At 71.0% G+C, this 25,464-nt stretch carries 20 protein-coding genes, 2 pseudogenes and 1 riboswitch; of the genes and pseudogenes, 12 read left to right on the top strand and 10 right to left on the bottom strand.

What is annotated here, in order from left to right; translation table 11 throughout:
- Window positions 1-13 precede the first annotated feature (13 nt).
- On the bottom strand, window positions 14-919 hold the full coding sequence (locus tag DLJ58_RS13100; RefSeq protein WP_124856217.1) for an ABC transporter substrate-binding protein: 906 nt from the start codon (window positions 917-919) through the stop codon (window positions 14-16).
- Window positions 920-1,192: 273 nt separating this feature from the next.
- A riboswitch (SAM riboswitch) is annotated at window positions 1,193-1,304 on the bottom strand.
- Between the two features lie 86 nt (window positions 1,305-1,390).
- Window positions 1,391-3,349, bottom strand: a complete 1,959-nt coding sequence (locus tag DLJ58_RS13095) for an amino acid transporter (protein ID WP_124856215.1) — start codon at window positions 3,347-3,349, stop codon at window positions 1,391-1,393.
- A gap of 154 nt (window positions 3,350-3,503) precedes the next feature.
- Here DLJ58_RS13095 and corA point away from each other — a divergent pair, with 154 nt between their 5' ends.
- Complete coding sequence (corA, locus tag DLJ58_RS13090; protein ID WP_124856213.1) at window positions 3,504-4,634, top strand: magnesium/cobalt transporter CorA; 1,131 nt, start codon at window positions 3,504-3,506, stop codon at window positions 4,632-4,634.
- Window positions 4,635-4,650: 16 nt separating this feature from the next.
- On the opposite strand, the gene DLJ58_RS13085 is transcribed toward corA, so the two are convergent.
- Together DLJ58_RS13085 and DLJ58_RS13080 are read right to left on the bottom strand one after the other, a co-directional pair.
- Complete coding sequence (locus DLJ58_RS13085; protein WP_124856211.1) at window positions 4,651-4,836, bottom strand: hypothetical protein; 186 nt, start codon at window positions 4,834-4,836, stop codon at window positions 4,651-4,653.
- A gap of 209 nt (window positions 4,837-5,045) precedes the next feature.
- A complete protein-coding gene (locus DLJ58_RS13080; protein ID WP_124856209.1) occupies window positions 5,046-5,561 on the bottom strand; it encodes a 2'-5' RNA ligase family protein in 516 nt (171 codons plus the stop codon).
- A gap of 78 nt (window positions 5,562-5,639) precedes the next feature.
- Here DLJ58_RS13080 and DLJ58_RS13075 point away from each other — a divergent pair, with 78 nt between their 5' ends.
- Complete coding sequence (locus tag DLJ58_RS13075) at window positions 5,640-6,149, top strand: mycothiol transferase (RefSeq protein ID WP_124856207.1); 510 nt, start codon at window positions 5,640-5,642, stop codon at window positions 6,147-6,149.
- Between the two features lie 9 nt (window positions 6,150-6,158).
- Here DLJ58_RS13075 and DLJ58_RS13070 read toward each other — a convergent pair whose 3' ends face one another.
- Window positions 6,159-7,205, bottom strand: coding sequence for an NAD(P)-dependent alcohol dehydrogenase (locus tag DLJ58_RS13070; protein ID WP_124856205.1), 1,047 nt, complete (start codon window positions 7,203-7,205; stop codon window positions 6,159-6,161).
- A 162-nt stretch (window positions 7,206-7,367) separates the two neighbouring features.
- Between DLJ58_RS13070 and DLJ58_RS13065 the strand changes: the two genes are divergently transcribed.
- Together DLJ58_RS13065 and DLJ58_RS13060 are read left to right on the top strand one after the other, a co-directional pair.
- Window positions 7,368-7,775 carry an SCP2 sterol-binding domain-containing protein gene (locus DLJ58_RS13065; protein WP_124856203.1) on the top strand — a complete coding sequence of 136 codons (408 nt, stop codon included), beginning with the start codon at window positions 7,368-7,370 and terminating at the stop codon, window positions 7,773-7,775.
- Window positions 7,772-9,829, top strand: coding sequence for an amylo-alpha-1,6-glucosidase (locus DLJ58_RS13060; protein WP_124856201.1), 2,058 nt, complete (start codon window positions 7,772-7,774; stop codon window positions 9,827-9,829). The genes DLJ58_RS13065 and DLJ58_RS13060 overlap by 4 nt, the downstream gene beginning before the upstream one ends.
- A gap of 43 nt (window positions 9,830-9,872) precedes the next feature.
- Here DLJ58_RS13060 and DLJ58_RS13055 read toward each other — a convergent pair whose 3' ends face one another.
- The gene (locus DLJ58_RS13055; RefSeq protein ID WP_124856199.1) at window positions 9,873-10,376 is read right to left on the bottom strand and encodes a DinB family protein; all 504 of its coding nucleotides are present in this window, start codon (window positions 10,374-10,376) and stop codon (window positions 9,873-9,875) included.
- Between the two features lie 134 nt (window positions 10,377-10,510).
- On the opposite strand from DLJ58_RS13055, the gene DLJ58_RS13050 reads away from it, so the two are divergent.
- On the top strand, window positions 10,511-11,416 hold the full coding sequence (locus DLJ58_RS13050; protein ID WP_124856197.1) for a DUF72 domain-containing protein: 906 nt from the start codon (window positions 10,511-10,513) through the stop codon (window positions 11,414-11,416).
- 36 nt (window positions 11,417-11,452) lie between these two features.
- Here DLJ58_RS13050 and DLJ58_RS13045 read toward each other — a convergent pair whose 3' ends face one another.
- Both DLJ58_RS13045 and DLJ58_RS13040 read right to left on the bottom strand, forming a co-directional pair.
- Entirely contained in the window at window positions 11,453-11,824 is a 372-nt protein-coding gene (locus DLJ58_RS13045; protein WP_124856195.1) for a hypothetical protein, read from the bottom strand.
- A 197-nt stretch (window positions 11,825-12,021) separates the two neighbouring features.
- Complete coding sequence (locus DLJ58_RS13040; protein ID WP_124856193.1) at window positions 12,022-12,648, bottom strand: hypothetical protein; 627 nt, start codon at window positions 12,646-12,648, stop codon at window positions 12,022-12,024.
- A 197-nt stretch (window positions 12,649-12,845) separates the two neighbouring features.
- On the opposite strand from DLJ58_RS13040, the gene DLJ58_RS33825 reads away from it, so the two are divergent.
- Window positions 12,846-13,016, top strand: a complete 171-nt coding sequence (locus tag DLJ58_RS33825) for a hypothetical protein (protein ID WP_158629581.1) — start codon at window positions 12,846-12,848, stop codon at window positions 13,014-13,016.
- A 19-nt stretch (window positions 13,017-13,035) separates the two neighbouring features.
- On the opposite strand, the gene DLJ58_RS13035 is transcribed toward DLJ58_RS33825, so the two are convergent.
- The gene (locus DLJ58_RS13035) at window positions 13,036-13,899 is read right to left on the bottom strand and encodes an alpha/beta hydrolase family protein (RefSeq protein ID WP_124856191.1); all 864 of its coding nucleotides are present in this window, start codon (window positions 13,897-13,899) and stop codon (window positions 13,036-13,038) included.
- Window positions 13,900-14,030: 131 nt separating this feature from the next.
- Window positions 14,031-15,287, bottom strand: a complete 1,257-nt coding sequence (locus DLJ58_RS13030) for an SGNH/GDSL hydrolase family protein (protein ID WP_124856189.1) — start codon at window positions 15,285-15,287, stop codon at window positions 14,031-14,033.
- A gap of 533 nt (window positions 15,288-15,820) precedes the next feature.
- Between DLJ58_RS13030 and DLJ58_RS13025 the strand changes: the two genes are divergently transcribed.
- The 6 genes and pseudogenes from DLJ58_RS13025 (at window position 15,821) to DLJ58_RS13010 (ending at window position 25,459) form a co-directional block, all read left to right on the top strand.
- A complete protein-coding gene (locus DLJ58_RS13025; protein ID WP_124856187.1) occupies window positions 15,821-17,878 on the top strand; it encodes a DNA gyrase/topoisomerase IV subunit B in 2,058 nt (685 codons plus the stop codon).
- Between the two features lie 32 nt (window positions 17,879-17,910).
- Window positions 17,911-18,168, top strand: a pseudogene (locus tag DLJ58_RS35035) (DNA gyrase subunit A); the annotation flags it as partial.
- A 36-nt stretch (window positions 18,169-18,204) separates the two neighbouring features.
- Window positions 18,205-18,966: pseudogene (locus tag DLJ58_RS35030) on the top strand (LAGLIDADG family homing endonuclease); the annotation flags it as partial.
- Window positions 18,967-19,014: 48 nt separating this feature from the next.
- A complete protein-coding gene (locus DLJ58_RS35025; protein ID WP_425271311.1) occupies window positions 19,015-21,699 on the top strand; it encodes a DNA topoisomerase (ATP-hydrolyzing) in 2,685 nt (894 codons plus the stop codon).
- 169 nt (window positions 21,700-21,868) lie between these two features.
- Window positions 21,869-22,387, top strand: a complete 519-nt coding sequence (locus tag DLJ58_RS13015) for a TrmH family RNA methyltransferase (protein ID WP_244218923.1) — start codon at window positions 21,869-21,871, stop codon at window positions 22,385-22,387.
- A gap of 258 nt (window positions 22,388-22,645) precedes the next feature.
- Window positions 22,646-25,459 (top strand): AfsR/SARP family transcriptional regulator, encoded by a 2,814-nt coding sequence (locus tag DLJ58_RS13010; RefSeq protein ID WP_124856181.1) that lies wholly within the window; start codon window positions 22,646-22,648, stop codon window positions 25,457-25,459.
- Window positions 25,460-25,464: the final 5 nt, after the last annotated feature.

Genomic DNA, 25,464 nt, shown 5'->3' with positions numbered 1-25,464 from the left:
GTTCGTCACCGGCTCAGGACGCGGTCGACGCGGACGCCGACGGCACGGCTGTAGCGGACGCCGACGGCACGGCCGACGCGGACGGGGCCTTCACCGTGCCGCTGCCCGGCGTGAAGTCCGCCGGGATCGGTCGGCCCGGGTAGTACTGCGCCTGCAACCGGGTCCAGGTGCCGTCGGCGATGACCTCGTCGAGGGCCTTGTTCAGCGCCTCGCGCAGCTTGTCGTTGCCCTTGGCGACGGCGTACGCGGTAGGTGCCGGGCTGAGCTGCTTGGCCGCCACGGTGATCTTGCCGTTGCTGTCGGTGGCCGACTTCTCGCCGATCTCCGCCGGGGCGATCCAGGCGTCGGCGGTGCCCGCCTTGAGCTGGTTGAGCGCGCCGTTGTAGTCGGGCACCCGCACCGGGTTGAGCTGCTTGCCGGTGGCGTAGTCGTCCTGGACGGTGCCCTGCACCACCACGACCCGCTTGCCGGCGAGTTGGTCGAAGCCGGTGATCGGCGAGCCGGTCGGGACGTCCAGGCCGAAGTAGCCGAAGTCGTAGCCGTTGCCGAAGTCGACGGTCTTCCTGCGGGCCTCGGTGATGGTGATCGAGGAGCTGCCCACGTCGAACTTGCGGTTGTTGACCTGGCTGAGCAGCGCGGAGAAGTCGGTGCCGACGAACTCGACAGTGAGACCGAGCTTCCCGGCCACGGCGGTCAGCAGGTCGTTGTCGAAGCCGGTGAACTTGCCGTCCTTGAGGTACACGTTCGGCGGGGCGTCGGTCAGCGTTCCGGCGCGCAGCACGCCCGACCGGGCCAGGCCGTACGGGTTGGCGGTGGCGTCGGACGAGCTGTCGTCGCCGCAAGCGGTGAGGGCGGTGGCGGCCAGGATCGTGGCCGCGCCCAGGGCGGCGGCGCGGGTCAGGGCAGGAAGGAATCGCACTGGTGTCTCCGAAGGGTGATGTCTCGGCGCGCACGGACGTGCGCCACCGACGGCGCGCCCGATGGGCGTACCGGTGGGAGAGGAGCTCGGGAAGGGGGTGCTAGAGCGCGGTGCCGCGACGACAGGCGGCGCTGCACATTCGCATCATGTCCACGTGCCGCCGCCGGATCAGTGCGGGCGAGGGTCGATCGGTGCGGGAGTCCGCGACGTCGGTCGGTGGGGTGGTGCTGAGGATGCGCATGGTTCTCCCGGGTCTGTGCTGACCTGGGTGCCAGGCCACGCTTGCACCGACGTCCTGCCGGTGCCTGGTCTTCACCCGGGGCACCCCACCGCGGAGGAGGGTTGCCGGCCAGCGAGCCGGGGCTTCGCGCTGGCACTCATGACCTGCGCCGAGGCTAGCAGCAGGAACGGGTGGATCGTCCAGTCGTTATGACCACGCTCACGGTGCGCGACGGACTGTCGGCTCGCGGGTCAGCCGGCGTGCACGTGCGGTCGACGGTGCGGGTCGGGCTCGTGACGGCGCAGGATCTCCCGGGTCACCGAGGCGATGGCGCCCTGTCCGAACGCCAGGTAGCGCAGGAAGTTGCGGGTTGGACCGCCCTCGGACCACTCGAAGTAGATGTGAGGGCGCCGACGGCTGCGGTCGCGGATCTCCAGCAGCAGGGCGGCGAGCGCGCTGGGCACCGACGAACTGGCCAGGCTGAGCACCGGGAAGCGACCGTCGACCACGCCGCCGCGGACCAGCAGTTCGGTCTCGAAGTCGGACGGGTCGGTGACCGTGACCTCGACGAAGATGACGTCGCTGTCGTCGGGGAAGTCGTTGTCCGCCATGGTCTGGGCCAGCTTGGCGCGGTACTCCGCCTCGTCGCGTCGGTCGGGTTCGTGCGCGATCAGGCGGATCCGACGTCCGGCGCGTTCGTCGATCAGCCGGGCCGCGGCGGGGTCCAGTTCGACGCGGTCGACGCGCAGCTCGTAGGCCCGCATCAGCCGGGACAGCACCGACACCAGGATGATCCCGCCGATGAAACAGGCCGCGATCTTGACGCCGCTCGGGCGCTCCACCACGTTCGCCAGCGTGGTGTAGACGAAGATCACCGTGATGACTCCGAACGCGATGGTGCGACCGCGCTGACGCTGCCGGAGCGCCGCGAGCGTCACCGCCGTCGCGGCCGAGGTGATCAACACCAACACCCCGGTGGCGTACGCGCCGCCCTGCGCGTCCACGCTGGCCTCGAAGACGATCGTGATCAGGAACGCCACCGCGGTGAAGACCAGCACCAGCGGCCGGACGGCTCGCGCCCAGGTCGGGGCCATGCCGTAGCGGGGCAGGTAGCGCGGCACGAGGTTGAGCAGACCAGCCATCGCCGATGCCCCGGCGAACCAGAGGATTCCGATGGTGGACAGGTCGTAGACGGTGCCGAACACCTCGCCGAGGTGGGCGTGCGCCAGGTAGGCCAGCGCCCGCCCGTTCGCCGGCCCACCCGGCTTGAACGCCTCCGGCGGGATGAGCACCGTGGTCGTCACGCTGCTGGTGATCAGGAAGACGCTCATGATCAGCGCTGCGGTGGTGAGCAGCCGGCGCGCGCCACGGATCCGGCCCAGCGGACGTGCCTCCGTGTCCTGTGGGTCACCCCGAACGCTCGGCATGACCGCCACTCCGGTCTCGAAGCCGGACAGACCCAACGCCAGCTTCGGAAAGACCAGCAGCGACAGCCCGACCACCAACCACGGGTCGCCGTGCCGGGTGGTCAGCATGGTGGTCCAGTCGCCGACCGCGCTCGGATGCGTCACCACCCGCCACAGCGCGTCGGCCACCACCACCGCGTTCAGCGTCAGGTAGACCGCGACCAGGACGACGGCGATCCCGATGGCCTCGGTGAATCCCTTGAGGAACACCGCGCCCAGCAGCGACACCAGCAGCAGCGTGATCAGCACCTCGTGCCCCTTGAGCCCGCTCGGCCAGAACGGGTTCTCGTCGATGTGCGCCGTCGCGTCAGCGGCCGAGAGAGTGATGGTGATGATGAAGTCGGTGGCCACGAAACCGAGCAGCACCAGCACCAGCAGCTTGCCCGGCCAGTAGCTCAGCAGGCGTACCAGCATCGCGATGGAACCCTCACCGTGCGGGCTCTCCACCGCCACCCGCCGGTAGACCGGCAGCGCCCCCAACAGGGTCACCAGCACCAGCACCAGGGTCGCCACCGGTGAGAGCGCCCCGGCGGCCAGCGCCGCGATGCCCGGCTGGTAACCCAGCGTGGAGAAGTAGTCGACCCCGGTCAGGCACATCACCTTCCACCACGGGTGGTGCCGGCGCTCCGGCGGGCGCCCGTGCGGCCCCGGGTGCTGCACGGCCTGGTCCGAGCCGGCGTCGAGCAGCCACCCCCGCAACCGGCCGGCCCGTCTGTCGACCTTCACCGGCGCGTCCCCCGTCATCCCGCTCACGGTCACCGTGAGTATCCGCCCGACGGGCCGGCCCCGTCCGCCGGTGCGCGGATCCCAGCTGACGCCACGGCGGGTTTCAGGGCCCAGGACAGGGGGGAAGCAGCGCCCCGCGCTGGATGGGACGGCACCGGGGAGGGGACAGGGCATGGTCGGCGGCCGTCGCTTCCGTCCGGGTGGTGGCTTCGGCCGCCAACTCGACGAGTACGAGACGAGGGTCGGTGTGGCGCCGCCCGCGGAGTCGCCCGCCGCGTCCCACGGCGGCCTGGTGGACAGCGCGGTCTACATCCGGGGGCACCGGTTCGCCTCGCCGTCCGGCCTCGCCGAGACGTACCGCTGCCTCCAGGAGCAGGACGGCGCGATGGCCTGGATCGGGTTGTACCGGCCGGACATCGAGCAGATCACCTCGCTGGCCCGGGAGTTTCGGCTGCACGACCTGGCGGTCGAGGACGCGATCAACGCCCACCAGCGGCCCAAGCTGGAGCGGTACGGCCACACCCTGTTCGTGGTGCTGCGCGCCGCCCGCTACAACGACCTCCGGGAGGACGTCGAGTTCTCCGAGCTGCACCTGTTCATCGGGCCGGGCTTCGTGGTCACCGTCCGGCACGGCGAGGCGCCCGACCTGGCCGCGGTGCGGCGGCGGCTGGAGACCGAGGCGCAGATGCTCGCCCGGGGGCCGGAGGCGGTCCTGTACGCGATCCTCGACCAGGTCGTCGACGGGTACGCGCCGGTGGTGGCCGGACTGGAGAACGACATCGACGAGATCGAGACCCAGGTGTTCGGTGGCGACCCGAACGCCAGCCGCCGCATCTACGGGCTCAGCCGCGAGGTCATCCAGTTCCAACGGGCCGCCCGCCCGCTGCTCAGCGTGCTCGACGCGCTGGCCGACGGCGCCGGCAGCGCCAGCGCCGACGAGGAGTTGCGCCGCTATCTGCGCGACGTGACCGACCACCTGACCCAGGTGGTGGAGCGGGTGGACGGTTTCCGGCACCTGTTGCAGAACATCCTCACCGTCAACGCCACCCTCGTCTCGCAGCAGCAGAACGAGGAGATGCGCAGCCTCACCGCGGCCAGCTACAGCCAGAACGAGGAGCTGAAGAAGGTCTCCTCCTGGGCGGCGATCCTCTTCGCTCCCACGCTCATCGGCACCGTGTACGGCATGAACTTCGTCCACATGCCGGAGCTGAACTGGCGCTTCGGCTACCTCTTCGCGCTGCTGTTGATGCTGCTGGTCTGCGGCACCCTCTATGTGATCTTCAAGCGACGCGGCTGGCTCTGAGCCGCGCGGCCGGGATTCACTCGATGCCGCGCAGGATGTGCCGCTCGTCCTCGACGTCGTCGTCGCCGGCACCGATACGGCCGAGCAGTACGGCGGCCGCCCAGATCGTCAGTGGCGTGGCCGCCCCGGTCATTCCGCCGCCGGTCCGGTCGTCCCGGGTCTGGCTCCGCTCCGCGCGCGGTGGCCTGCGCTGAGCCTGCATGGGCCCTGCCTCTCCTCGTCGAAGCCGCCGTGGGTGGCGCGGGGTGACCTCGCGCCACACCGGCCGGGCGGACCGCCTGTGAGCAGCCCACCACCGGTACGACAGCCACTCGAACCTTCCCACGCCCGGCCGCATCCGCACCGCTTGTTTTCGGGTTTCCGACTGTCGCCCGCCAAACCGGACATTACGCCTCGACGGTCGAGGCGTGGTCAAGGCAGCGGGTGGGCGATGCCGCGCGCGTGGTCGGTGAGCGCCGCGCCGACCACTGTCGCGGCCAGCGGCAACACCTCCAGGCAGCGGCGCACCGCGGCGGCCATCAGCGTGTTCGGCACCCGCATGGAGAGCGTGCAGTGCGGCACCCACCGCCCCGGCTGGTAGTGCTCGGCGAGGGCGATGCCGGCGGCGGTGAGCCGGTCGTGCACCAGCCGGTGGTGCGCCAGCAACTCCGGGGTGGGCGCCGGGCCGAGCCAGAGGACCCGACCGACGAACTGGCCGGCGTGCTGGAAGTCGAGCCGCAGTGGGGCGGCCACCACCGTCCCTTTCAGCGCCTCGGCGACCTGCTCCGGGTCGAAGCGGGGCGCCACCATGAGCGAGACGTGCGGACGGTGGCGCTGCTCCAGCAGCGAGCGCATGCTCTGCACCCCCTCGGCCTCCAGCGCGTCCCAGAGCACCCGGATTCGGCGGGTGGCGTCCGGGTCCAGGTACAACTCCACCGCGGCGACCATTCGATCACCGTAGCGGCCGAGGTTTGCGCGCCCTGGTCCGGCGGTACCTGTTCGGAAACCGACCAGGAAGGCGTACCCGTGGACGTGAGTGACCTGCTGACCGAGGCGTACGACCGGCTGCCCGACCTCGTCCGCGCGGCCGTCGACGGCCTCAGCCCCGAGCAACTGCGCCACCAGCCCGTGCCGGGCGCCAACTCGGTCGGATGGCTGGTCTGGCACCTCACGCGGGTGCAGGACCACCACGTCGCCGACCTGCTCGACGCCGAGCAGATCTGGGTGAGCGGCGACTGGGCGGGTCGGTTCGGGCTCGCCGCCGACCCCGACAACACCGGCTACGGGCACTCGCCCGCTCAGGTCGCCGCGGTGCGGCCGGAGAGCGCGCAGGCGCTGATCGACTACTACCAGGCGGTCGCGGCGCGTACCGGAAGCTTCCTGGCCGGCCTGGGCCCGGCGGACCTGGACCGCGTGGTCGACGAAACGTGGGACCCGCCGGTCACCCTCGGCGTCCGGTTGGTCAGCATCGTCGACGACGACCTGCAACACGTCGGCCAGGCCGCCTACGTGCGCGGCCTCATCCAGGCCGACTGACCGCCGGGCTCACGGCACGATCACCGCCCGGCCCTCCAGGGTCCCGTCGCGCAACTGGCGGTACGCGTCCAGAGCGTCGCCCAGCGCGAAGGTGGTGGTCTTCGGACGGACCAGGCCCCGGGCACCCAGGTCGAGCACCTCCACCAGCTCGGGGCGGCTGCCCCAGTAGGTGGTCGCGATACTCACCTCGTAGGGCACGGAGAAGAACGACACCCCCACGGTGCCGCCGCCGATCCCCACGATGGTCAGGTCGCCCACGGTGCGGGCCGCCGCCACGCCGAGCGCCAGGGTGGTGTCCGTGCCGACGAAGTCCAGCACCACGTCGGCGCCCCGCCCTCCGGTGGCGTCCCGGATCTCCTCGGCGGCGGTCGGTCCGGAGGTCACGGTGCGCTCGGCGCCGCACTCCTCGGCCAGCTGCAGCGCCTCAGCCCGGGTGTCCACGGCGATCACTCGGGCGGCTGTGGTGGCCTTGAGGATCTGCACACCCACATGCCCCAGACCGCCGACTCCGATCACCACGGCCGTGCTGCCCGGCGGCAGCTTCGGCCAGGAGCGCCGGATGGCGTGGTACGGGGTGAGCCCCGCGTCGGTCAGCGGTGCGGCCTGTACCGGATCCAGACCCTCCGGAAGAGGCACGACGTGCCGCGCGTCCGGGACCAGTTCGAACTCGGCCATGCCGCCGTCCAGTCCGAGCCCGCCGCCGCCGCTCGGTACCGGCGCAGCGGACGGGTTCTCGCAGTACGGGTCGATCCCGACCCGGCATCGGGCGCAGGTGCCGCAGCCCCACGCGCCGAAGACGGCGACCGGTTGGCCGACGGACAGCCCGGTCACCCCGGCGCCGAGGGCGTGCACCCAGCCGGCGTTCTCGTGCCCGAGGGTGAAAGGTGGGTTCCAGGGCATGCTGCCGGGCTCAAACTCGTCCATCAGGTGCAGGTCGGAATGGCAGGCGCCGGCACCGCCGATCCGGACCACCACCTGACCCGGCCCCGGTGTCGGATCGGGAACCTCGACCAGCTCCGGTTCCGACTTCCACTCCCGCAACTGCAGCGCCCGCATACCGGTGCTCCCGTCCGTCTCGGCTGAACCACTGGCCTGCCCACCTCGTCCCAGAGCAAACGAGCCGACACCACGGCAGATCTGGCACCTCACCTGTTTGGGGTGAACCGGGCTCACCCCGAAGCGGGTGATCCTGCGGGAAACCGTGGGGGAGGGGACCCGATGGGGGCAACGGCGGAGCAGTACCTGCGACAGCTCGACACCGGTCGGCGGCCCGACCTGCCGGAGACCACAGTGGGAACGCTCCGGCTGGACGTCCGCGACGACGGCAGCACCGACCACTGGTACCTGACCATCGCCGACCAACAGGTCCGGGTGACCCGCTCGGCCGACGACGCCGACCTGGTGGTGCGGGCCGACCGGCCGGTCTTCGACCGGATGATCCGCGGCGAGTTGCACCCCGGCGCGGGCTTGCTGCGCAACGAGCTGACCGTGCAGGGCAACATGCAACTGCTGATGCTGCTGCGGCGGATCTTCTCCGGGCCGGACGGCGCCCGCCACCCGCGCGAGCTGGGCCGGGCCGCGTTGGTTGGCCGGACCGCGACGGCCGCTCGGAATGAGCGGTCGTGAAGCAGGAACTGGTGCACGTCATCGCCGGCAACCTGTTCGCGATCAGCGACGCCCAGGGCGACATCGAGACCGATCCGCAGGCCCCGCTCGGACTCTTCGCGTACGACACCCGGTTCCTGTCCCACTGGGTGCTCAGGATCGACGGTGAACGGATCAACGCGCTCTCCCGCGACGACCTCACCTACTTCGAAACCCGGTTCTTCCTGGTCCCCGGTGCGGCGAGTCACTACGTCGACGCCGACGTGTCGATCATCAGGCACCGCTCGGTGCACGACTGCTTCCACGAGAACATCACAGTGCTCAACCACTCGTCGCAGCCCGCCGAGTTCACCGTCCGGGTGGAGATGGCCAGCGACTTCACCGACATCGTCGAGGTCGGGCAGCTCCGGCAGCGGGCCGTCGAGGTCAGCGCCGACTCGGCGAACCAGCAACTCGTGCTGCGCTACCAGCGGGACCGGTTCGTCCGGGAGACCACAGTGCGCAGCACCGTCCCCGCCGAGGTGGACGAGCGGGGGATGACGTTCCAGATCCGGATCGCACCCGACGGCAAGTGGGAGACCGACCTGCACGTCAGCGTGACCATGGGCGGCGAGGACGGCCGGGATCTCCGCGCCGACCTCCAGTCGCACCAGCAGATTGTGCGGACGGGAATGGAGGAGGACCTGGTGCAGTGGCTGGACCGGGCACCGCAGCTGGTGGCCGAACGCAAGGGCCTGGAGGAGCTCTACCAGGGCAGCCTCGCGGACCTGGCGGCGCTGCGCTACAGGCCGCTGTCGTACCGCGAGCGGGTGCCGATCGGTGGTCTGCCGTGGGCGATGGGGTTGTGTGGACGGGACGCCCTGATCACCTGCCTCCAGACGATGGCCTTCACCCCCGAACTGGCTCCCGCGACGCTACGGATGCTGGCGCTCATGCAGGGCGGCCAACTCGACGACGCGCTGGACGAGGAGCCCGGCAAGATCCTGGCCCAGCTCCGGTACGGCGAGACGGGGGCGTTCAGCGACCGGACGAGCGCGCTGTACTACGGCGCGGCGGACACCACCCCGCTCTTCGTCGTGCTGCTCGACGAGTATGAGCGCTGGTCCGGTGACGCGGACCTGGTCCGCGAACTGCGCCACCCGGCCCGGATGGCGCTGGACTGGATCGACGAGTACGGCGACCTGACCGGGGACGGCTACCTGCGTTACCAGCGCCGCAACGAGCGCGACGGCACGATCAACCAGTGCTGGAAGGACTCCCCGGACGCCATCGTCGACGCCCACGGTCGGCAACCCGCCTTCCCCCGCGCCACCTGCGAGTTGCAGGGCTACGCGTACGACGCGAAGCGGCGTGGCGCCCGGCTGGCCCGGGAGTTCTGGGGTGACCCCGCGTACGCCGACCGGTTGGAACGGGAGGCGGCAGCGCTGAAGGAGCGCTTCAACCGGGACTTCTGGCTGCCGCACCGGGAGCACTACGCGTTGGCGCTCGACCCGTACGGCGAACCGGTCGACGCGTTGGCCTCCAACATCGGGCATCTGCTCTGGAGCGGGATCGTCGCGGACGACCGTGCGGAGGCGGTCGCCGAGCACCTGGTCGGGCCGCGACTGTTCAGCGGGTGGGGAGTACGCACGTTCGCCACCGGGCAGCGTGCGTACAACCCGGTGGGCACGCACCTGGGCGCGGTGTGGCCGTCGGACAACGCGCTGATCGCCGCCGGGTTGCGCCGCTACCGCCTCGACGTGCAGGCGGCCCGAATCGCGGACGGCATCTTCGACATGGCGCAGACGCTCGGTGGCGCGACGCCGGGAGTGATCGCCGGCTACGAGCGCGACCTGACGACCTACCCCGTCCAGTTGACGACGAGCTGCCGCCCGCAGGCGTGGTCGTCAGGAGCGATGCTGATGCTGCTCGGCACCATGCTGGGCCTGCGACCCACCGGCGACAACCTGTTGGTGAACCCGGCGGTGCCGGAGGGGTTCGGTCGGCTGGAACTGCTGGACATCCCGGGCCGTTGGGGCCACTCCGACGCCTACGCGAGAGACCGGACCACCGAACGCCGGCACCGCCTGCACTGAGGCGGTGCCGCAGCGCTCGGCCCGGCGACGGTCGACGTCGGAGTCAGCCCATCGTCTTGGCGCCGTCGATCGACTCCCGCAGGATGTCGGCGTGCCCGGCGTGCTGGGCCGTCTCGGCGATCAGGTGCAGCAGCACCCGGCGGACCGTCCAACTCGCCCCCGGCTCGAACCACGGCGCCTGCGGCAGCGGGTGCGCCGCGTCCAGGTCGAGGGTGGCGACCAACTCGTCGGTCTGGGCGGCCACCTCCTGGAAGCGCCCGACCAGCCCGGCGAGGGTCTCGCCCGGCAACATCTGGAACTGACCGACCCAGTCGATCTCCTCGCGGCCCATCGCCTCCGCGCCGCCGACGGCGAAGAGCATCCACCGGTGCTCGACGACGGACACGTGCTTGATGAGGCCGCCGAGGCAGAGCTCGCTGACCGTGGGGCGGCTGGCCGCCTGCTCGTCGGTGAGCCCGTCGACGGTCTGCAGGAGGAACCCGCGGTGCCCGCGGAGCGCCTGCAAGAGATCGGTGCGCTCGCCGGTGAGCTGCTCAGTGCTGGTCATGCCGCCACCCCTCGTTGATGTCCATCCGAGGCCACCGTAGGGCGAGGCACCGACACTTTCCGGTCATCGCACGGCGTCGGCGGAAGACCCTCCAGCGGTTGCCGATCCGCGCCGGTGGCGGTCCACTGAATGACATGGCTGTGATTAAGGTGGGCACGTCGTCCTGGGCGGACCAGTCCCTGCTGCGCTCCGGGTGGTACCCGCGCTCGGCCAGCACACCGGCCCGTCGACTGGGCTTCTACGCCAGCCAGTTCCCGATGGTCGAGGTGGACACGTCCTACTACGCCGTCCCGGTGCCGGAGACGACTCAGGGCTGGGTGGACGCCACACCTGACGACTTCACCTTCGACGTCAAGGCGTTCAGCCTCTTCACCGGTCACCCGACACCGGTCGCCGTGCTGCCCCGGGACCTGCGACCGGCCAGCGGCCCGAGCCGGATCCGCCGCCGGGACCTGCCGGAGCCGGCGTACGACGAGCTGTGGGCCCGGTTCCGCGCGGCCCTCGACCCGATCGCGGCGGCGGGCAAGCTCGGTGTGGTGATGTTGCAGTTCCCGCCGTGGCTGGTGCGCAGCCCCGCGGCCGAACGCCGGATCGTCGAGCTGGCGCAGCGCTGCCGGCCGTGGCGGGTCGCTGTGGAGCTGCGGCACGGCTCCTGGTTGGACGACGACGCCGCGGCGGACACTCTGGACCTGCTACGCGCCCACGACCTGTCCCTGGTCTGCGTCGACATGCCACAGGGGCACCCGTCGTCGGTGCCACCGATCCTGACCATGACGGCGGAACCGGCGATCGTCCGGTTCCACGGTCACAGCGACGCCTGGGGCGAGGGTGACAAGCAGGAGAAGTTCCGCTACGCGTACGCCGAGGACGAGCTCCGGCACTGGGCCGGACGGCTGGCCGAGTTCGCCGATCTCCCCGACGAGCTGCACGTGCTGTTCAACAACTGCTGCGCCGGGCAGGCCCAGCGCGACGCCACCCGGCTGGCGCAACTGCTCGCCGAGACGATGGTCGTCGAGCAGGCCGTCCCGGCGACCGGCTGATCGCGGCACGTGCCACCCGGTCGGGCGCCGGTCAGCTCAGGACCGTCGTCCCCGGCTGCGCAGGGCGTCCTGGGTCGACTCGCCGATGTCCGCGTCGTCGGGGAAGCTCCGGCCGCTGGGGGCGGGATCGGGTGCCCCACCCGATCCGGCCATCGTCGTACGGGTCGGCTCGACGGAGCCGAAGCCGTGTCGTCCCGCCGGGTCCGACCGACCCGCCGGAGCACCGGCGCGTCGCTCGCCGCGCCGTCCCTCGGGCACCGCGGTCTCCTCGCTGCCCTCGTCCATCGGCGAGTCGTCGGCCGTGCCCCAGGGCGCGTCGGCGTCGAAGCCGTCGCCGGTGCCCCACGGCTTGGTCGCCTCCGGCTCCAGCCGGTCGTTGTCCCCGCTGCGTCCCTTGTGCGCCGTCATGGCCACCCCGCTCGTCGGTCCGCCGCCAGCGGCGGACGATGTGCCGTCCTCGGGCCGGGACCGCCCGCCCGAGTGCGGCGTACGACATGTCGCCGGCACGCCGCCGCGCGTGGGACCCGTCATCCCTTCGGTGCGCGCGTAGGGCCGGCCGGCGCCCCGCCGTCGAGGTGGCGGCGGGACGCCGGCCGGCCCGACGTTCAGCGTCCGGCCATCGCCATCGGCCGCTTGCCGTTGCTCATTCCCATTTTGATCATGCTCTTCGAGGCGCCCTTCATCCCACCTGCGCGACTGAGCATGCCGCGGAACACCTGGCCGGGCTTCTGCTGCTCACCCATGTACGCGGTGACCACGACCAGGGTCCCGGTCAGCGCCGGAATGGCCCACTGGAGCAGCTTCATCTGCCGCTGCGACGAGGCCACACTGGACGGCGTCTGGTGGTTCGGCTCGGTGGCACCGCTCACCGACGGACCGCCCGCCTTCTCCAGCCGCATGCCGACCAACCGGCTGTAGCCGGTGACCGCCAGCGCGCCGATCGTCAACGCGGTCTTGATGGCGCTGGCCCGGGCGACGCCGGACTGGGCCGCCACCCGTGGGCTCTCGGTCACCAGCTCGCCGACGGCGCCGGCCAGGTGGGCGCCGATCGCGGCCGCGTTGACCGGTGTCCACTTGGACCATCCGGCCGAGGCGACCGGGAGCCGCTGGGTCGAGTCGCTGATCTTCGCCGCTGCGCCGTTGACGCCGAAGGCACCCATGAGGGAGCCGCCAAACCAGGCCGCCAGGCCCAGATCGTGCATCGAGCGCAGTGCGGTATGCCGTTCGGACATGTGATCCCCTTCCGCCGTGTCGGGCGGTGCGGCTTACCCGCCGGTCGGGCGGCTAACCCCGCCCCGGGCGGGCCGATCCGCCCTGTGGAGGGCCGCTACCGGACATCCCTGGCGTCGGCGGGTCGACCTGCCCCGAGCAGGAGTCGTTCGCCCGGTGGTGGGTAGATCCCGAGCGACGCCGACGAGAGGGGAACGCGATGTCGCAGCCGGACGAGAGCCGGGAGAAAACCCCCAAAACAGACGCGGTGCTCATGCACCCCGACAACGACCCGCACCGGAACACCGCAGAGGTCGCACCCCGCAAGGAGCACGCCGAGATCCAGGTGGAGCGGGACGGTGAACTGGTGCCGCTGGACCAGGACGAGTGAGCCGACCGGCCGGTACGGCTCAGCGGGGCGGCAGGTCGCCGACGAAGCCGGCGATCCGCCGCGCCAGCGGGACGCTGGCGCGAACCCAGGTGAAGTGGTCCAACGTCGTACCGGCCTGGGCCACTGTGTACCGCTCCCGGGTCACCGGCGCGTCGGCGAGCTTCGCGCAGAGGTGGTCCATGGTCTCGTGCGGGGTGAACTGGTCGTCGTCCACACTGACGGCCAGCACCGGGGTCCGCACCGCGCGGACGGCGGCCTCGGTGTCCGTACCGTCGAGCCGGGGGAATCGGCCGGTCCGCGCGGTGTGGGCCCAGTCGCGGATCACGCCGCGTGCCTGCCGACCGCCGAAGCCCCAGCCCGGCCAGACCCCGAGCAGGGCCGCCGTGGCGGCGATTCCCTGGGTGTAGGGCAGTACGCCGATGCCGCGACGGCCCGGGTAGCTCCGCCAGTACGGGATGCCGACCGCCACCAGCGCCAACCCGTCCACCTCGCCGCTGCCGTGCAGTGCGAGGTGCAGCAGCGCGGCCTGTCCGCCGAGCGAGTGCCCGAGAAGCAGTCGGGTGCGTCCGTCCAGACGTGGCTTGAGGGCGGCCAGGACGGCGCCGACGTCGTCGGCCAGTTCGGCGTAACCGTGCCGGTCGGCCCGACTCGGCGCCGGCGTGCTCGCCCCGGTGCCGCGCAGATCGGCCACGACCACTGCCAGTCCGGCGGCGCGCAGCGCGGCGGCGAAGGGCCGGTAGTACCGGGCCCGGACCCCCATCGCGGGCCAGATCACGACCACCGGCGCGCCCGGCACCCCGGCCGGTTCCGGATAGACCTGCACACCCAACCGGCCACCGTCGACGTCGACGTACTCCTGCGCGTACTCCGGGTCCCCGTTCATCGGCCCAGACTACGGCCTGACGTTACCGGCGGGTAGCAGCAGGCCGTCGGGTCCACGGCAGCAGTGGGCGCGCTCGACGGACGCGACGGAGGGCCCCGCCGAATGGCGGAGCCCTCCGAAGGACGCTGCGGTCAGGAGACCGAGATCGCCCCGTTGCTGGCCCGCACGCAGGCGACCGAACGGGCGCTGGTGGAGGCCGCGCCGCTCAGGCACTGGCCGAGGACCTGGTGCCCGGTGGCGTTCGGGTGCCACGACTCCTGGCAGGTCTGGAAGTAGGTCACGCAGGTGTTGGCGATGCGCTGGATGGCGATCTTGTCCTTGCCGGCGAGGCTGGTGACGAAGGTGCCGGTCGCGCCGTCCTGAAGCCGGATCGGAGTGGCCAGCGAGCCGCTCGGGCTGCTGGTCTGCTCGCAGAGCCGGGCGCCGTTGAAGGCCTGCTGCACGTTCAGGTACACCAGCTCGTCCGCGGGGAACTCGGCGGCCAGAGTGTCCCGGGTGGACTTCACGATGCTGCCCAGACCCTGGGAGAAGCGGTGCCCCGGCGCCAGGCTGGCCCGGTGGATCGGGCAACCGCCCGCGTACCGCTCGGCACCCAGGTCACGGAACTTGTCCCGGGTGTCGTCCCGGCTGTCCTCCTCGTGGAACTGCGGGTTCAGATCCAGCGGCAGCGGGTTCGTGTAGTCCTGGAAAACCACCCGGTGCTGCCCGTCCGCGTCCACCTGGTCGAGGGTGGTCAGGATCTGGCGTACGGCCGCGGTGGTCTCCGCGGTCGCGGCGCTGAGCTGCGCGGCGGTGGCCAGGTCGGCGTCGCTGCACGGCTTCTGCTCCACCGGCCCGTTCAGGTACGCCCAGAACTCCCACCAGCCGGTCCAGGCGTCGGCGATGAACCGGTTGGCGCACTTCTCCGCGACGCTGCCGAAGGTGAACGAGCTGTTGTTGGAACCGAGGCCGACCAGCACCAGGTCGATGTCCTGGGTCTGCGCGACGGCGCGCAGCTGACTCAACTGCGAGGCGACGGTACGACCGTTGGTCCGCGCCTGGGAGGCGTTGGCGATGTCGTGGGGCTGACCACCGGAGCAGGCCAGGTTGAACCGGTTCTGGATGCCCGGCAGGTTGGCCTGGTTGAGCGAGGCGTTCGCCGAGCGGTGGCAGAAGAACGCGTTGTTGTTCGCCGCGGTCCAACCGGGGAAGCCCTGGCTGACTCCGTTGACGTCGACGACAGGGGTGTACGCCCCGGCGCCCTCGCCACTGATGAAGCTGTCCCCGAGTGCCACCGCGGCGGTGGGCAACGCGGCGGACGCGGGTGCGGGCAGCGCGACGGCGGTCGACAACGCGGCCATGGCGATCGTTAGTCCCGCGGCGAGCGCGGTACGCCGGAACCTGGGCATGGGGCCCCCAACCATCGAAAGATGAAAGATTCTCTGAGGGCGCGATCAGATCACCTCGCCGCGATGGGCGTCAATGGCCCGTAACAGATTCGTTCGACGAAAGACATGCGCCCGTAGGCATGACGGGCTAGCGGTCGGCGGGATCCACCGCCGCGACCAGCGCCCCGGCGGCCAGCAGCCCCGCCGCCAGGGTGCCCACCAACAGCCACCGTCGGGCCGGCATGCCGAGGGAACGCCGCAGCGCGTCTCGTCCACCTCGGCCGCCTCGACGAACTCCTCGACCCGAACCGGCGTGCCCCCCGCGCTCAACCGGCCGCGATCATGGGTGGGCGTACCGGTGGCGGTGTCTCTGTGTGGCCCCATGATCACTCGGCGGCTGTTCGTTGGCTCACGTCCGGAGGGCCACGCGCGGCGGGTCGCGTAGGTCCTCCGGTGGTTGTCCTAGCCTCGGGCTAGGCTCGCTGCGGCGCGCCACGCCGGCTGATGTCGCCGGTGACCGGCAGCACACCGCCGAGACCGGGGAGTACGACCAGTTGACCGCAGAGCCTGACACCCTGTACGGGGCCGATGACCTCACCCACCTTGAGGGGCTGGACGCTGTCCGCAAGCGGCCCGGCATGTACATCGGTTCCACCGACAGCCGTGGCGTGGGTCACCTCGTCAACGAGATCCTCGACAACTCCACCGACGAGGGTGTCGCCGGTCACGCCAGCCACGTCGAGGTGATCCTGCACGCCGACGGCTCGGTGCAGGTCGACGACGACGGCCGCGGCATCCCCACCGACGTGCACGCCAAGTCCGGCATCTCCGGCGTCGAGCTGGTGCTGACCCGGCTGCACGCCGGCGGCAAGTTCGGCGGCTCCGGCTACAAGACCTCCGGCGGTCTGCACGGCGTCGGCGCATCGGCGGTCAACGCGCTGTCCCGCCGCTTCGACGTGACCGTCCGCCGGGCCGGCAAGATCCACGCGATGTCGTTCCGGCACGGCGTCCCGGGCATCTTCGACGGCGACGGGCCGGACGCCCCGTTCACCGCCGGCCCCGGGCTCCAGGTGACCGGCGGGATGAAGCGCGGCCAGCGCACCGGCACCTCGATCCGCTGGTGGCACGACGCCCGCTACTTCGAGACCGGCGCCGCGCTCGACGTCGACGCCGTCCGGATGAAGCTGCGCAACACCGCGTTCCTGGTCCCCGGCGTGACCTACCTGCTGCGCGACCTGACCGGCGAGGCGCCCGCCGAGGAGCGGTTCCACTACCCCAACGGGCTCAGTGACATGGTGGAGTTCCTCGCCCCGGCCGGAGACCGGCCCGTCTCTGGCACCCTGCTGGTCAACGGCGAGGGCACCTACCGGGAGAACGCCGCCGACGCCAACGGCGTCATGCAGTCCAACGTGCAGCGGCGCGCCGAGGTCGAGGTGGCGTTCCGGTGGGGCACCGGTTACGAGCGCACCGTCGAATGCTTCACCAACACCATCCGCAACGCGCACGGCGGCACCCACCGCAAGGGTTTCGAGCGGGCCCTCGTCCGCGCGCTCGCCGACGCGATCCGCAACACCCGCGGTCTGCTCAAGGCCAAGGAGGAGCCTCCCACCCTGGACGACGTCCTGGAGGGGATGACGGCGGTGGTGCACGTGCGGATCCCCGAGCCGCAGTTCACCTCGCAGACCAAGGACGAGCTCTCCACCACCGGCATCACCAAGGTTCTCCAGTCCCTGGTCGACGCGCACATCAAGGCCTGGCTTGAGGACCGGCGCACCAAGGCCGAGGCGCGCACCGTCCTGCAGAAGATCGTCGACGCCGCCCGGGTGCGACTCACCCAGAAGCAACAGAAGGACGCCGCCCGGCGCAAGACCGCCCTGGAGGGCGCGTCCATGCCGCCGAAGCTGGTCGACTGCCGGGCCACCGGCATCGATCGCAGCGAGCTGTTCATCGTCGAGGGTGACAGCGCGCTGGGTACGAGCCGGATGGCCCGTTCCTCGGAATACCAGGCGCTGCTGCCGATCCGCGGCAAGATCCTCAATGTGCAGAAGGCCAACCTCCAGCAGGTTCTGGACAATGCCGAGTGCGCGGCCATCGTGCAGGTCCTCGGCGCCGGCTCGGGGCGCACCTTCGACCTCTCCGCGCTGCGCTACGGCCGTGTGCTGATCATGGCCGACGCCGACGTGGACGGCGCCCACATCCGTACGCTGCTGATCACCCTGTTCGCCCGGTACATGCGACCGCTGATCGAGGCCGGTCGGCTCTACGCCGCGATGCCGCCCCTGCACAAGATCACCACCAAGGGGCGCAGCCCGCAGACCGTCTACACCTACACCCAGGCCGAGATGGAGACGACGGTCCGCAAGCTGGAGAAGGCCGGCAAGCAGATCGTCACGCCCATCCCACGGTTCAAGGGTCTCGGTGAGATGGACGCCGACGAGCTGTGGGACACCACGATGAACCCGGCCACCCGGGCCGTCCGCCGGATCACCCTCGACGACGTCGACGCCGCCGAACGCATCCTCGAACTGCTGATGGGCGAGAAGGTCGAGCCGCGTCGCAACTGGCTCATCGACTCCGCCGACCGCGTCGACCGGGATGCGATCGACGCATGAGCGCCCGTTCCGTTCCGATGGAGAGCTGAGTCATGGCACGCCGTAAGGAAAACAAGGTCGACCTCTCCTCGTTCGACCAGGCCGGCGCGCGGGTGTTCGACAACCCACTGGTCACCGAGGTCTCCGACTCCTACCTGGAGTACGCGTTCTCGGTCATCCACTCCCGCGCCCTGCCCGACGCCCGCGACGGCCTCAAGCCCGTGCACCGGCGCATCCTCTGGTCGATGTACGAGCAGGGCTACCGCCCCGACCGCGGGCACGTGAAGTCCGCCCGCATCGTCGGCGACTGCTTCGTTGCCGGCACACTCGTCTCGACGCCCGACGGTTTGCGGGCCATTGAGGAGATCGAGGTCGGGGACCTCGTGCTGGACGGTGACGGAGCCTCCGTACCGGTGACTGCTGTTTATCGGAATCCGACCTCCGAACTCGTGCGCGTAACCTGGAGCAACGGGCACACGATGCTCGTCACGCCGGGCCAGCGCTTCCGCGTGGTCGCCGATGACCTTTCGGTTCGGTGGGCGGAGGCCCGGGATCTCCCGGGGCGACTGGCATTGGCGTACGGCAGTCGCCGCAATGCGGTGTCGACGCCTGCTGGCGACGTCTACGACTATGTGCGCGGGCTGCTGGTGGCTGAGGGCTTCCCTGCCCATCGGTCTCCCGAAGCGGACGGCCGGGTCCGGATCCGCATGTGTGACGTCGAGCCGCTGGATGTCGCTCACGGCTGGGCCATCGCCAGTGGATTGAACGTCTCCCGAGGTAAGCGCGAGGCGCGTAATCCCCTCCATCGCGACCAGCACATTCTGACCTTCGCTCGGCACAAAGGGTTGCTGGAGGCCGCACAGCCGCTCAGCCGCGACAAGCACGTGCCCGACGACGTCATCCGGGACCGGTCGGCGTGGGCGCCGTTCCTCGCCGGCTTCTTTGACGGTGACGGCTACGTCCGTAAGCGCTTCAGAGAGATCGTCTTCGTCAGCACGAGCGAGGTGCTGGTGCGGCAGATCTACGCCATGCTTGCCGACCTGGGGCTGCACGGGCACCACTGGACCAGCGGTCGCGCCTCCGCGGGTAACCCGCTCTTTGGTCTTTCGGTCAGCGGTCGGGACGCCGCAGACCTTGCTCGGTTGTTGTTGCCCTGGGTGCGGATCGGATACAAGCACGACGGCTTGCAGCGAGTCGCCGAGATCGGCTACGAGTACAGCGGCAAGCAGGGCAACGACCGGTTGCCCTACGGTCCGGTCATCGCGGAGTTCACGGCAGCGCATCAGGGCGGCGGGTGGTTCCGGGACCAGGACGGGCAGGCGTTCCGTGACTCGCTCTCGGCGAGCGGTGGCCCGAAGGTGCGGTACGGCAAGGACCGCAATGGCGTCCCGCTCGCGGACCGGTCGTTCCAGTTGGAGCGAGCGGTACGAGACGGCTGGATCCAGAAACTCCGCCGCCTTGGCTCACCGCTCGCTGCTCGGCTCGACGCGTTGGTCGGCAGTTCGTTCCTGCGGGTCACTTCGGTTGAGGCGGTTTCGCCCGACGTCACGTACGACATCCAGGTCGGCAGTGATGAGCACGCGTTCGTCGCCGAGGGTTATGTCGTTCACAACTGCATGGGTAAGTACCATCCACACGGCGACACGGCGATCTACGACGCCATGGTCCGCCTCGCCCAGGACTTCTCCCTCAACGTGCCGCTCATCGACGGGCACGGCAACTTCGGCAGCCCCGACGACGGCCCGGCCGCCTCGCGTTACACCGAAGCGCGGATGTCCCGCGAGGCCATGCTGCTCGTCGGTGAGCTGGGCGAGGACACCGTCGACGTCGAGCCCAACTACGACGGGTCGCTGACCCAGCCGACCGTGCTGCCGGCGGCCTTCCCCAACCTGCTGGTCAACGGCGCGTCCGGGATCGCGGTCGGAATGGCCACCAACATGATCCCGCACAACCTGGCGGAGGTCGTCTCCGCGGCCCGCTGGTTGATCAACCACCCGGACGCCACTCTGGACAAGCTCATGGAGTTCGTCCCCGGCCCCGACCTGCCCACGGGTGGGGTGCTGCTCGGCCTGGACGAGGTGCGCCGGGCGTACGAGACCGGGCGTGGCGTGGTGCGGATGCGCGGCAAGGTGGAGATCGGACCGATCGAGGGCAGCCGGGGCCGACAGGCGATCACCGTGGTCGAGCTGCCCTATGGTGTCGGCGCGGAGAAGGTCATCGCCGCGATCACCAACGAGGTCACCAAGACCAAGCGGCTCACCGGCATCGCCGACGTCAAGGACCTCACCGACCGGGAGAGCGGCACGCGGCTCGTCGTCGAGTGCAAGGTCGGGGTCAACCCGCAGGCGCTGCTCGCCGACCTCTACCGGCTGACCCCGTTGGAGCAGTCGTTCGGCGTCAACAACCTGGTCCTGGTCGACGGGCAGCCGCGCACGCTGGGCCTCAAGGCGCTGCTGGAGGTCTTCCTGGCCCACCGGTACGAGGTGGTCACCCGGCGCACCTCGTACCGTCGGCGCAAGCGTCAGGAGCGGTTGCACCTGGTCGACGGTCTGCTGATCGCGCTGCTGGACATCGACGAGGTGGTCCGGCTGATCCGGGGCAGCGACGACGCGCAGGCCGCGAAGGACGGGCTGATGAGCCGGTTCGGCCTCTCCGACATCCAGGCCACGTACATCCTGGACACTCCGTTGCGCCGGCTGACCAAGTTCGACCGGATCGAGCTGGAGGCCGAGCAGGAGCGGCTGCGTTCCGAGATCGCCGAGCTGAGCAAGATCCTCGACGACGAGCGTGTGCTCCGGAAGGTGGTCTCCGACGAGCTGGCGGCCGTGGTCAAGCAGTTCAGCACCGAACGTCGTACGACGCTTGTCGACGGTGACCTGAAGGAGGTGCTGGCCGCGTCCGCGCCGGCCGGCCCGCTGGAGGTCGCCGACGACCCGTGCCAGGTGATCCTCTCCGCGACCGGGCTGGTCGCCCGGACCGCTGCCGAGTCGGAGGAGAGCTCCGAGGGGCGCCGACGCAACGGCCGGGTCAAGCACGACACGGTACGCGCCATCGCGCACTCCACCGCCCGCGGTCGGGTGCTGCTGTTGACCAGCGCCGGTCGGGCGTTCAAGGTCGACGTTCTGCCGCTGCCGGTGCTGCCCGAGCAGGCGGGCACCGTGTCACTGCGTGGCGGTATGTCCGCGGCCGAGCTGGTGCCGTTGGCGGCGGGGGAGACCGTCGTCGGCCTGGCCCCGCTGGGCGGGCAGGCGGAGGGCTCACCAGGGCTCGCATTGGGCACCCGGCAGGGCGCGGTGAAGATCTGCTCGCCGGAGTGGCCGGTGCGCTCCGACGAGTTCGAGGTGATCGGTCTGCGCGACGGTGACGAGGTGGTCGGGGCGACCTGGCTGACCGACGGCACCGAAACGCTGACCTTCGTCACCTCGGAGGCGTCGCTGTTGCGCTTCCCCGCAGGGTTGGTCCGGCCGCAGGGCCTCAAGGGCGGCGGTATGGCCGGCATCAACCTGCCGGCCCGGGCGCGGGTCGCGTTCTTCGGCGCGGTACGCACCGACGACCCGGGGCATGGCGAGCCGATGGTGGTCACCTCCACCGGAGCGACGGTCAAGGTGACGCCGTTCAAGGCGTACCCGGCGAAGGGCCGGGCGACCGGCGGCGTGCGCGCGCACCGCTTCCTCAAGGGTGAGACGGACGTGGCCGTCGCCTGGGTGGGCCCGCGACCGGTCGGAGCGTCCGCCACCGGCGACCCGGTGGAACTGCCCGCCGCGGACCCACGCCGCGACGGCAGCGGCTTCGCGGTGATGCTCGGCCCGACGGTGGTAGGCCACCTGATCGAACGCGACTGACCCCACCCGCGCTGCCGGACCGTCCCCCGGGGACGGTCCGGCACCTGCGGGGTGGAGCGTCCGCCTGCGCGGTATGGTGGTGCCCTCTGTTGTCGGTGAGGGTCCGGGTGCACCGCGAAGCGCCCCTCAACATGATTTCTTCTCTGTCCGGCGGAGTCGCCGGCGCGGCGTGAGCGCCGCCATCCGGGTCCGGCCGAGGCGTGAGCTACGCGCCGCCCGCCGTCCCCGGCCACACCGCTGTTGGGGTCACCTGATCGCCGCGCCACTCTGGCCGATGCACGGCGCGAACCTGGGCACCCTGTTGCGTACGTGCGACGCGGTCGGCGCCTGCCTCGCCGTGCCACCGTTCCGCTGGGTGGACGAGGCCGTGGCCCGGGGCAACACGCTGCGGCGGCCGGGCTGCGTCCACCGGGTCGGCAGTCCGCTGCAATGGCTGGCCGCCGAACGGGCCGCCGGCACCCGGGTCCTCGGCGTGGAACTGGCCGACGAGGCCGTCCGGCTCGGTGATCTGCCCGCCGCTCGGGGCCGTACCGTGGTGCTGCTGGGCCACGAGGCGACCGGCATCCCGCCCGAGGCGCTCGACCAACTGGACGCGGCGGTGGAGATTCCCATGGTCGGCCACGGCCACAGCCTGAACGTCGCGGTAGCCGGCTCCCTGGTCCTCTACAAACTGGCCGGCCTCCTCTAGCCTCGCGCCAGGTGTGGACAGACGGTCCCCGTTTGGCCTCGCGCCATCGTCGTGCAACCAGGCCTGGCGATTGGTGCTCTTGGATGAGACGGTGAGGACGGTAGAACCGTCCTCACCGCTCCCGGTCCCCCCATGAAGAAGGTACGGTGGGGCCGGTACAACCGCCGCACAACTCACGCACAGCTCATCTGCTCGCCCGCTTGTCCGGGTGCGGTACGCGTGGCGGCACATGGCAGCGCCCACACGTGAGGTGCCTGGTTGCGTTTCGAACTCCTTGGCCCGTTCCGGGTGTACCGCGACGGCCGGTCGGTTCCACTGGGCTCGGTGAAGCAGCGTCTCCTGCTGGCCACCCTGCTGCTGCGCCCGAATGAGGTCGTCGGCACCAACGAGCTGGCCGCGATGCTGTGGGGCGACGAAGAACCGGCGTCGGCTGCCGCGAATCTGCGCACCTACGTGCGCGGGCTGCGGCGGTCGCTGGGCGGTGGGACGACCTGGGATGGGATAACCGCTGCGGCCGGCGGCTACCTGCTGCGGGTGGGCCCAGACGAACGGGACCTGGACCTGTTCGACGCCGCGGCGGCGCGGGGCCGCGAGGCGCTCGCCGTTGCCGATCTGGACCGGGCCGAGGCCGAACTCTCCGCCGCGGTGCGCCTGTGGCGTGGTGCGCCGCTGTCCGACCTGCCGCTGCGCTCGACGCTGGCTCGGCGGGTGGCGCAGTTGGAGGAGCGCCGGCTGCTCGTCGAGGAGGACTACGCCGAGGCCGTGCTGGCCCTCGGCGCGTCGGCCGACGTCGTGCACCGGTTGCGTGGCCTGCTCGACCGGCATCCGTTGCGGCAGCGGGCGTGGGGCCAGCTGATGGTGGGCCTGTACCGCATCGGCGACGTGGCCGGCGCACTGGATGCTTTCCGGCAGGCCCGACAGACGCTGGCGGAGGAGACCGGCCTCGATCCCGCGCCCGAGCTCGTCACGCTGTACGACGACATTCTGCATCACCGCCCGGGCCTGACGACGCAACCGCCAACGGGGCCGGACCGGCGGGCGCCGGAGACGGCAGTCGGGCCGCTCATCCAGCGCCCCGAGCAACTGCCGCGTGCGGTGCCGGAGTTCGTCGGACGCAGCGTCGAGCTGGCGGGCCTCGACGGGCTTCTGCATCGCGGGGCTGAGGGGTCGACGAGCGGGGCGATCTCTGTGGTGTCCGGCATGGCCGGAGTCGGCAAGACGGCCCTGGCGTTGCACTGGGCGCACCGGGTTGCCGACCGCTTCCCGGACGGCCAGCTCTATGTGAACCTTCGCGGTTACGACGAAGCTGGCGCGGTGTCCCCGCCCGACGCCCTGTCCGGCTTCCTCGAGGCGCTCGGCGTGCCCCACGCCCGGATACCCTCCGACATGGAGGCCCGGACTGGTCTCTACCGCAGCCTGCTGGCCTCCCGCCGGATGCTCCTGGTGCTCGACAACGCTCGCGACTCCGCCCAGGTGCGCGCCCTGCTGCCCGGTGCGGGCCGCTGCATGGTCGTGGTCACCAGCCGTGACCGGCTCGGCGGCCTGATCGCCGCCGAGTGTGCCACGCCGTTGACACTGGACGTGCTCACGGCGGACGAGTCGAGGAGTCTGCTCGCCAGACGTGTCGGGGTCAGCCGGCTCGCCTCCGAGTCGGTGGCGGTGGCCGACATCATCGAGGCCGCAGGCCGGCTTCCACTGGCACTGTCGATAGTGGCGGCGCGTGTCGCGACCCATCCCACGTTTCCGCTCAGCGCTATCGCCGCCGAACTGCACTCGGCCGAGGCGAGGCTGGACGCCTTGGCCGACGGCGACGTCCGGCGCGTCTTCTCGTGGTCGTTCCTGGCCCTGGGGGTGGACGCCGCCCGGCTGTTCACTCTGCTGGGGCTGCATCCGGGCCCGGACCTGACCGCCGCGGCGGCGTCGGCTCTCGCCGGTGTGTCGGCCACGGCCGTTACGCCGATCCTGCGGGAACTGACCCGGCTCCACCTGCTGGCGGAGCACGCGCCCGGCCGGTTCGCCTTCCACGATCTTCTGCGCGCCTACGCGGCCGAGCTCGCACAGTCGTCGGAGCGCGGCGACGAACACGTCGCAGCCCGACAGCGCCTGTACGACCACTACCTGCACGCCGCCTATCCGGCCGCCCGGCTACTCCAGCCGCAGTGGCCCCCGATCGAGCCGATGCCGCCGCTGCCCGTACCCGCCAGGCGGTCGGTGACCGATCACGACGGCGCGCTCGCCTGGTTCACGGCGGAGCATCGAGTGCTGGTCCGGGTGGTCCGACAGGCCGCCGAGAACGGCTTCGAGACGTACGCCTGGCAGATCGCGTGGGCGCTGACGACCTTTGTGGCGCCGCGCGGCCTCTGGCAGGACCAGCTCGCCATCCAAGAGGTCGCGTTGGGTGCCGCAGAGAAGATCGACGACTTCGCGGGTCAGGCCGTCGCCAACCGGCTGGTCTCTCGCGCGCTGACCCGACTGGGCGACCACACCACTGCCGAGCAGCGGCTCAGGCGCGCGCTTGATCTGCACGAACGTCTCGGCGACCCGATCGGCCAGGCTCAGACGCTGCACAACTACTGCGAACTCTGCTACCTGGACGGCCGGCTCGACGAGGCGCTCGCACACGGTCGCGAGGCGCTGCGGCTCTACCGGCTGGTCGGCAATCACGCGGGCGAAGCCCGGACGCTCAACGCGATCGGTTGGCTGCTCGCCACCACCGGTGACTATGTCCAGGCCATCGCCAGCTGCACCGAGGCCCTCGACCAGCAACGACGGACCGACGACCGCAACGGTCAGGCCGCGACGCTGGACAGCCTCGGCTTCGCATACGACCGCCTCGGTGAACGCGACCGCGCGGCCAACTGCTACGAGCAGGCGATCAAGCTCTTTCGCGACTCCGCGGACCGGTATCACGAGGCGGAGACCCTCATCCGACTCGGAGACACCCGGGAAGGGATGGGTGACCGGAACGCTGCCGCTGCCGCTTGGCGCCTGGCCGCGCGGATCTATGAGGACGTGGGCGACCCCGCAGCGGAGGAGGTCCGCCGCCGCCTCGAACGTCTGATGCCGTCCTAGAGCGG

Source organism: Micromonospora arida, assembly GCF_003857035.1.
Classification (GTDB): domain Bacteria; phylum Actinomycetota; class Actinomycetes; order Mycobacteriales; family Micromonosporaceae; genus Micromonospora; species Micromonospora arida.
Note: the sequence above shows the minus strand (reverse complement) of the source record. Positions and strands in the feature narration are given on the sequence as shown.

What these genes read in the sequence shown, in the direction of transcription:
- DLJ58_RS13085 (WP_124856211.1), bottom strand. Translation starts at nt 4,836, where the DNA reads ATGCAGGCTCAGCGCAGGCCACCGCGCGCGGAGCGGAGCCAGACCCGG.
- DLJ58_RS13095 (WP_124856215.1), bottom strand. Translation starts at nt 3,349, where the DNA reads ATGACGGGGGACGCGCCGGTGAAGGTCGACAGACGGGCCGGCCGGTTG.
- DLJ58_RS13030 (WP_124856189.1), bottom strand. Translation starts at nt 15,287, where the DNA reads ATGCCCAGGTTCCGGCGTACCGCGCTCGCCGCGGGACTAACGATCGCC.
- DLJ58_RS33825 (WP_158629581.1), top strand. Translation starts at nt 12,846, where the DNA reads ATGTCGCAGCCGGACGAGAGCCGGGAGAAAACCCCCAAAACAGACGCG.
- DLJ58_RS13065 (WP_124856203.1), top strand. Translation starts at nt 7,368, where the DNA reads ATGGGGGCAACGGCGGAGCAGTACCTGCGACAGCTCGACACCGGTCGG.
- DLJ58_RS13050 (WP_124856197.1), top strand. Translation starts at nt 10,511, where the DNA reads ATGGCTGTGATTAAGGTGGGCACGTCGTCCTGGGCGGACCAGTCCCTG.
- corA (WP_124856213.1), top strand. Translation starts at nt 3,504, where the DNA reads ATGGTCGGCGGCCGTCGCTTCCGTCCGGGTGGTGGCTTCGGCCGCCAA.
- DLJ58_RS13080 (WP_124856209.1), bottom strand. Translation starts at nt 5,561, where the DNA reads ATGGTCGCCGCGGTGGAGTTGTACCTGGACCCGGACGCCACCCGCCGA.
- DLJ58_RS13045 (WP_124856195.1), bottom strand. Translation starts at nt 11,824, where the DNA reads ATGACGGCGCACAAGGGACGCAGCGGGGACAACGACCGGCTGGAGCCG.
- DLJ58_RS13070 (WP_124856205.1), bottom strand. Translation starts at nt 7,205, where the DNA reads ATGCGGGCGCTGCAGTTGCGGGAGTGGAAGTCGGAACCGGAGCTGGTC.
- DLJ58_RS13055 (WP_124856199.1), bottom strand. Translation starts at nt 10,376, where the DNA reads ATGACCAGCACTGAGCAGCTCACCGGCGAGCGCACCGATCTCTTGCAG.
- DLJ58_RS13035 (WP_124856191.1), bottom strand. Translation starts at nt 13,899, where the DNA reads ATGAACGGGGACCCGGAGTACGCGCAGGAGTACGTCGACGTCGACGGT.
- DLJ58_RS13040 (WP_124856193.1), bottom strand. Translation starts at nt 12,648, where the DNA reads ATGTCCGAACGGCATACCGCACTGCGCTCGATGCACGATCTGGGCCTG.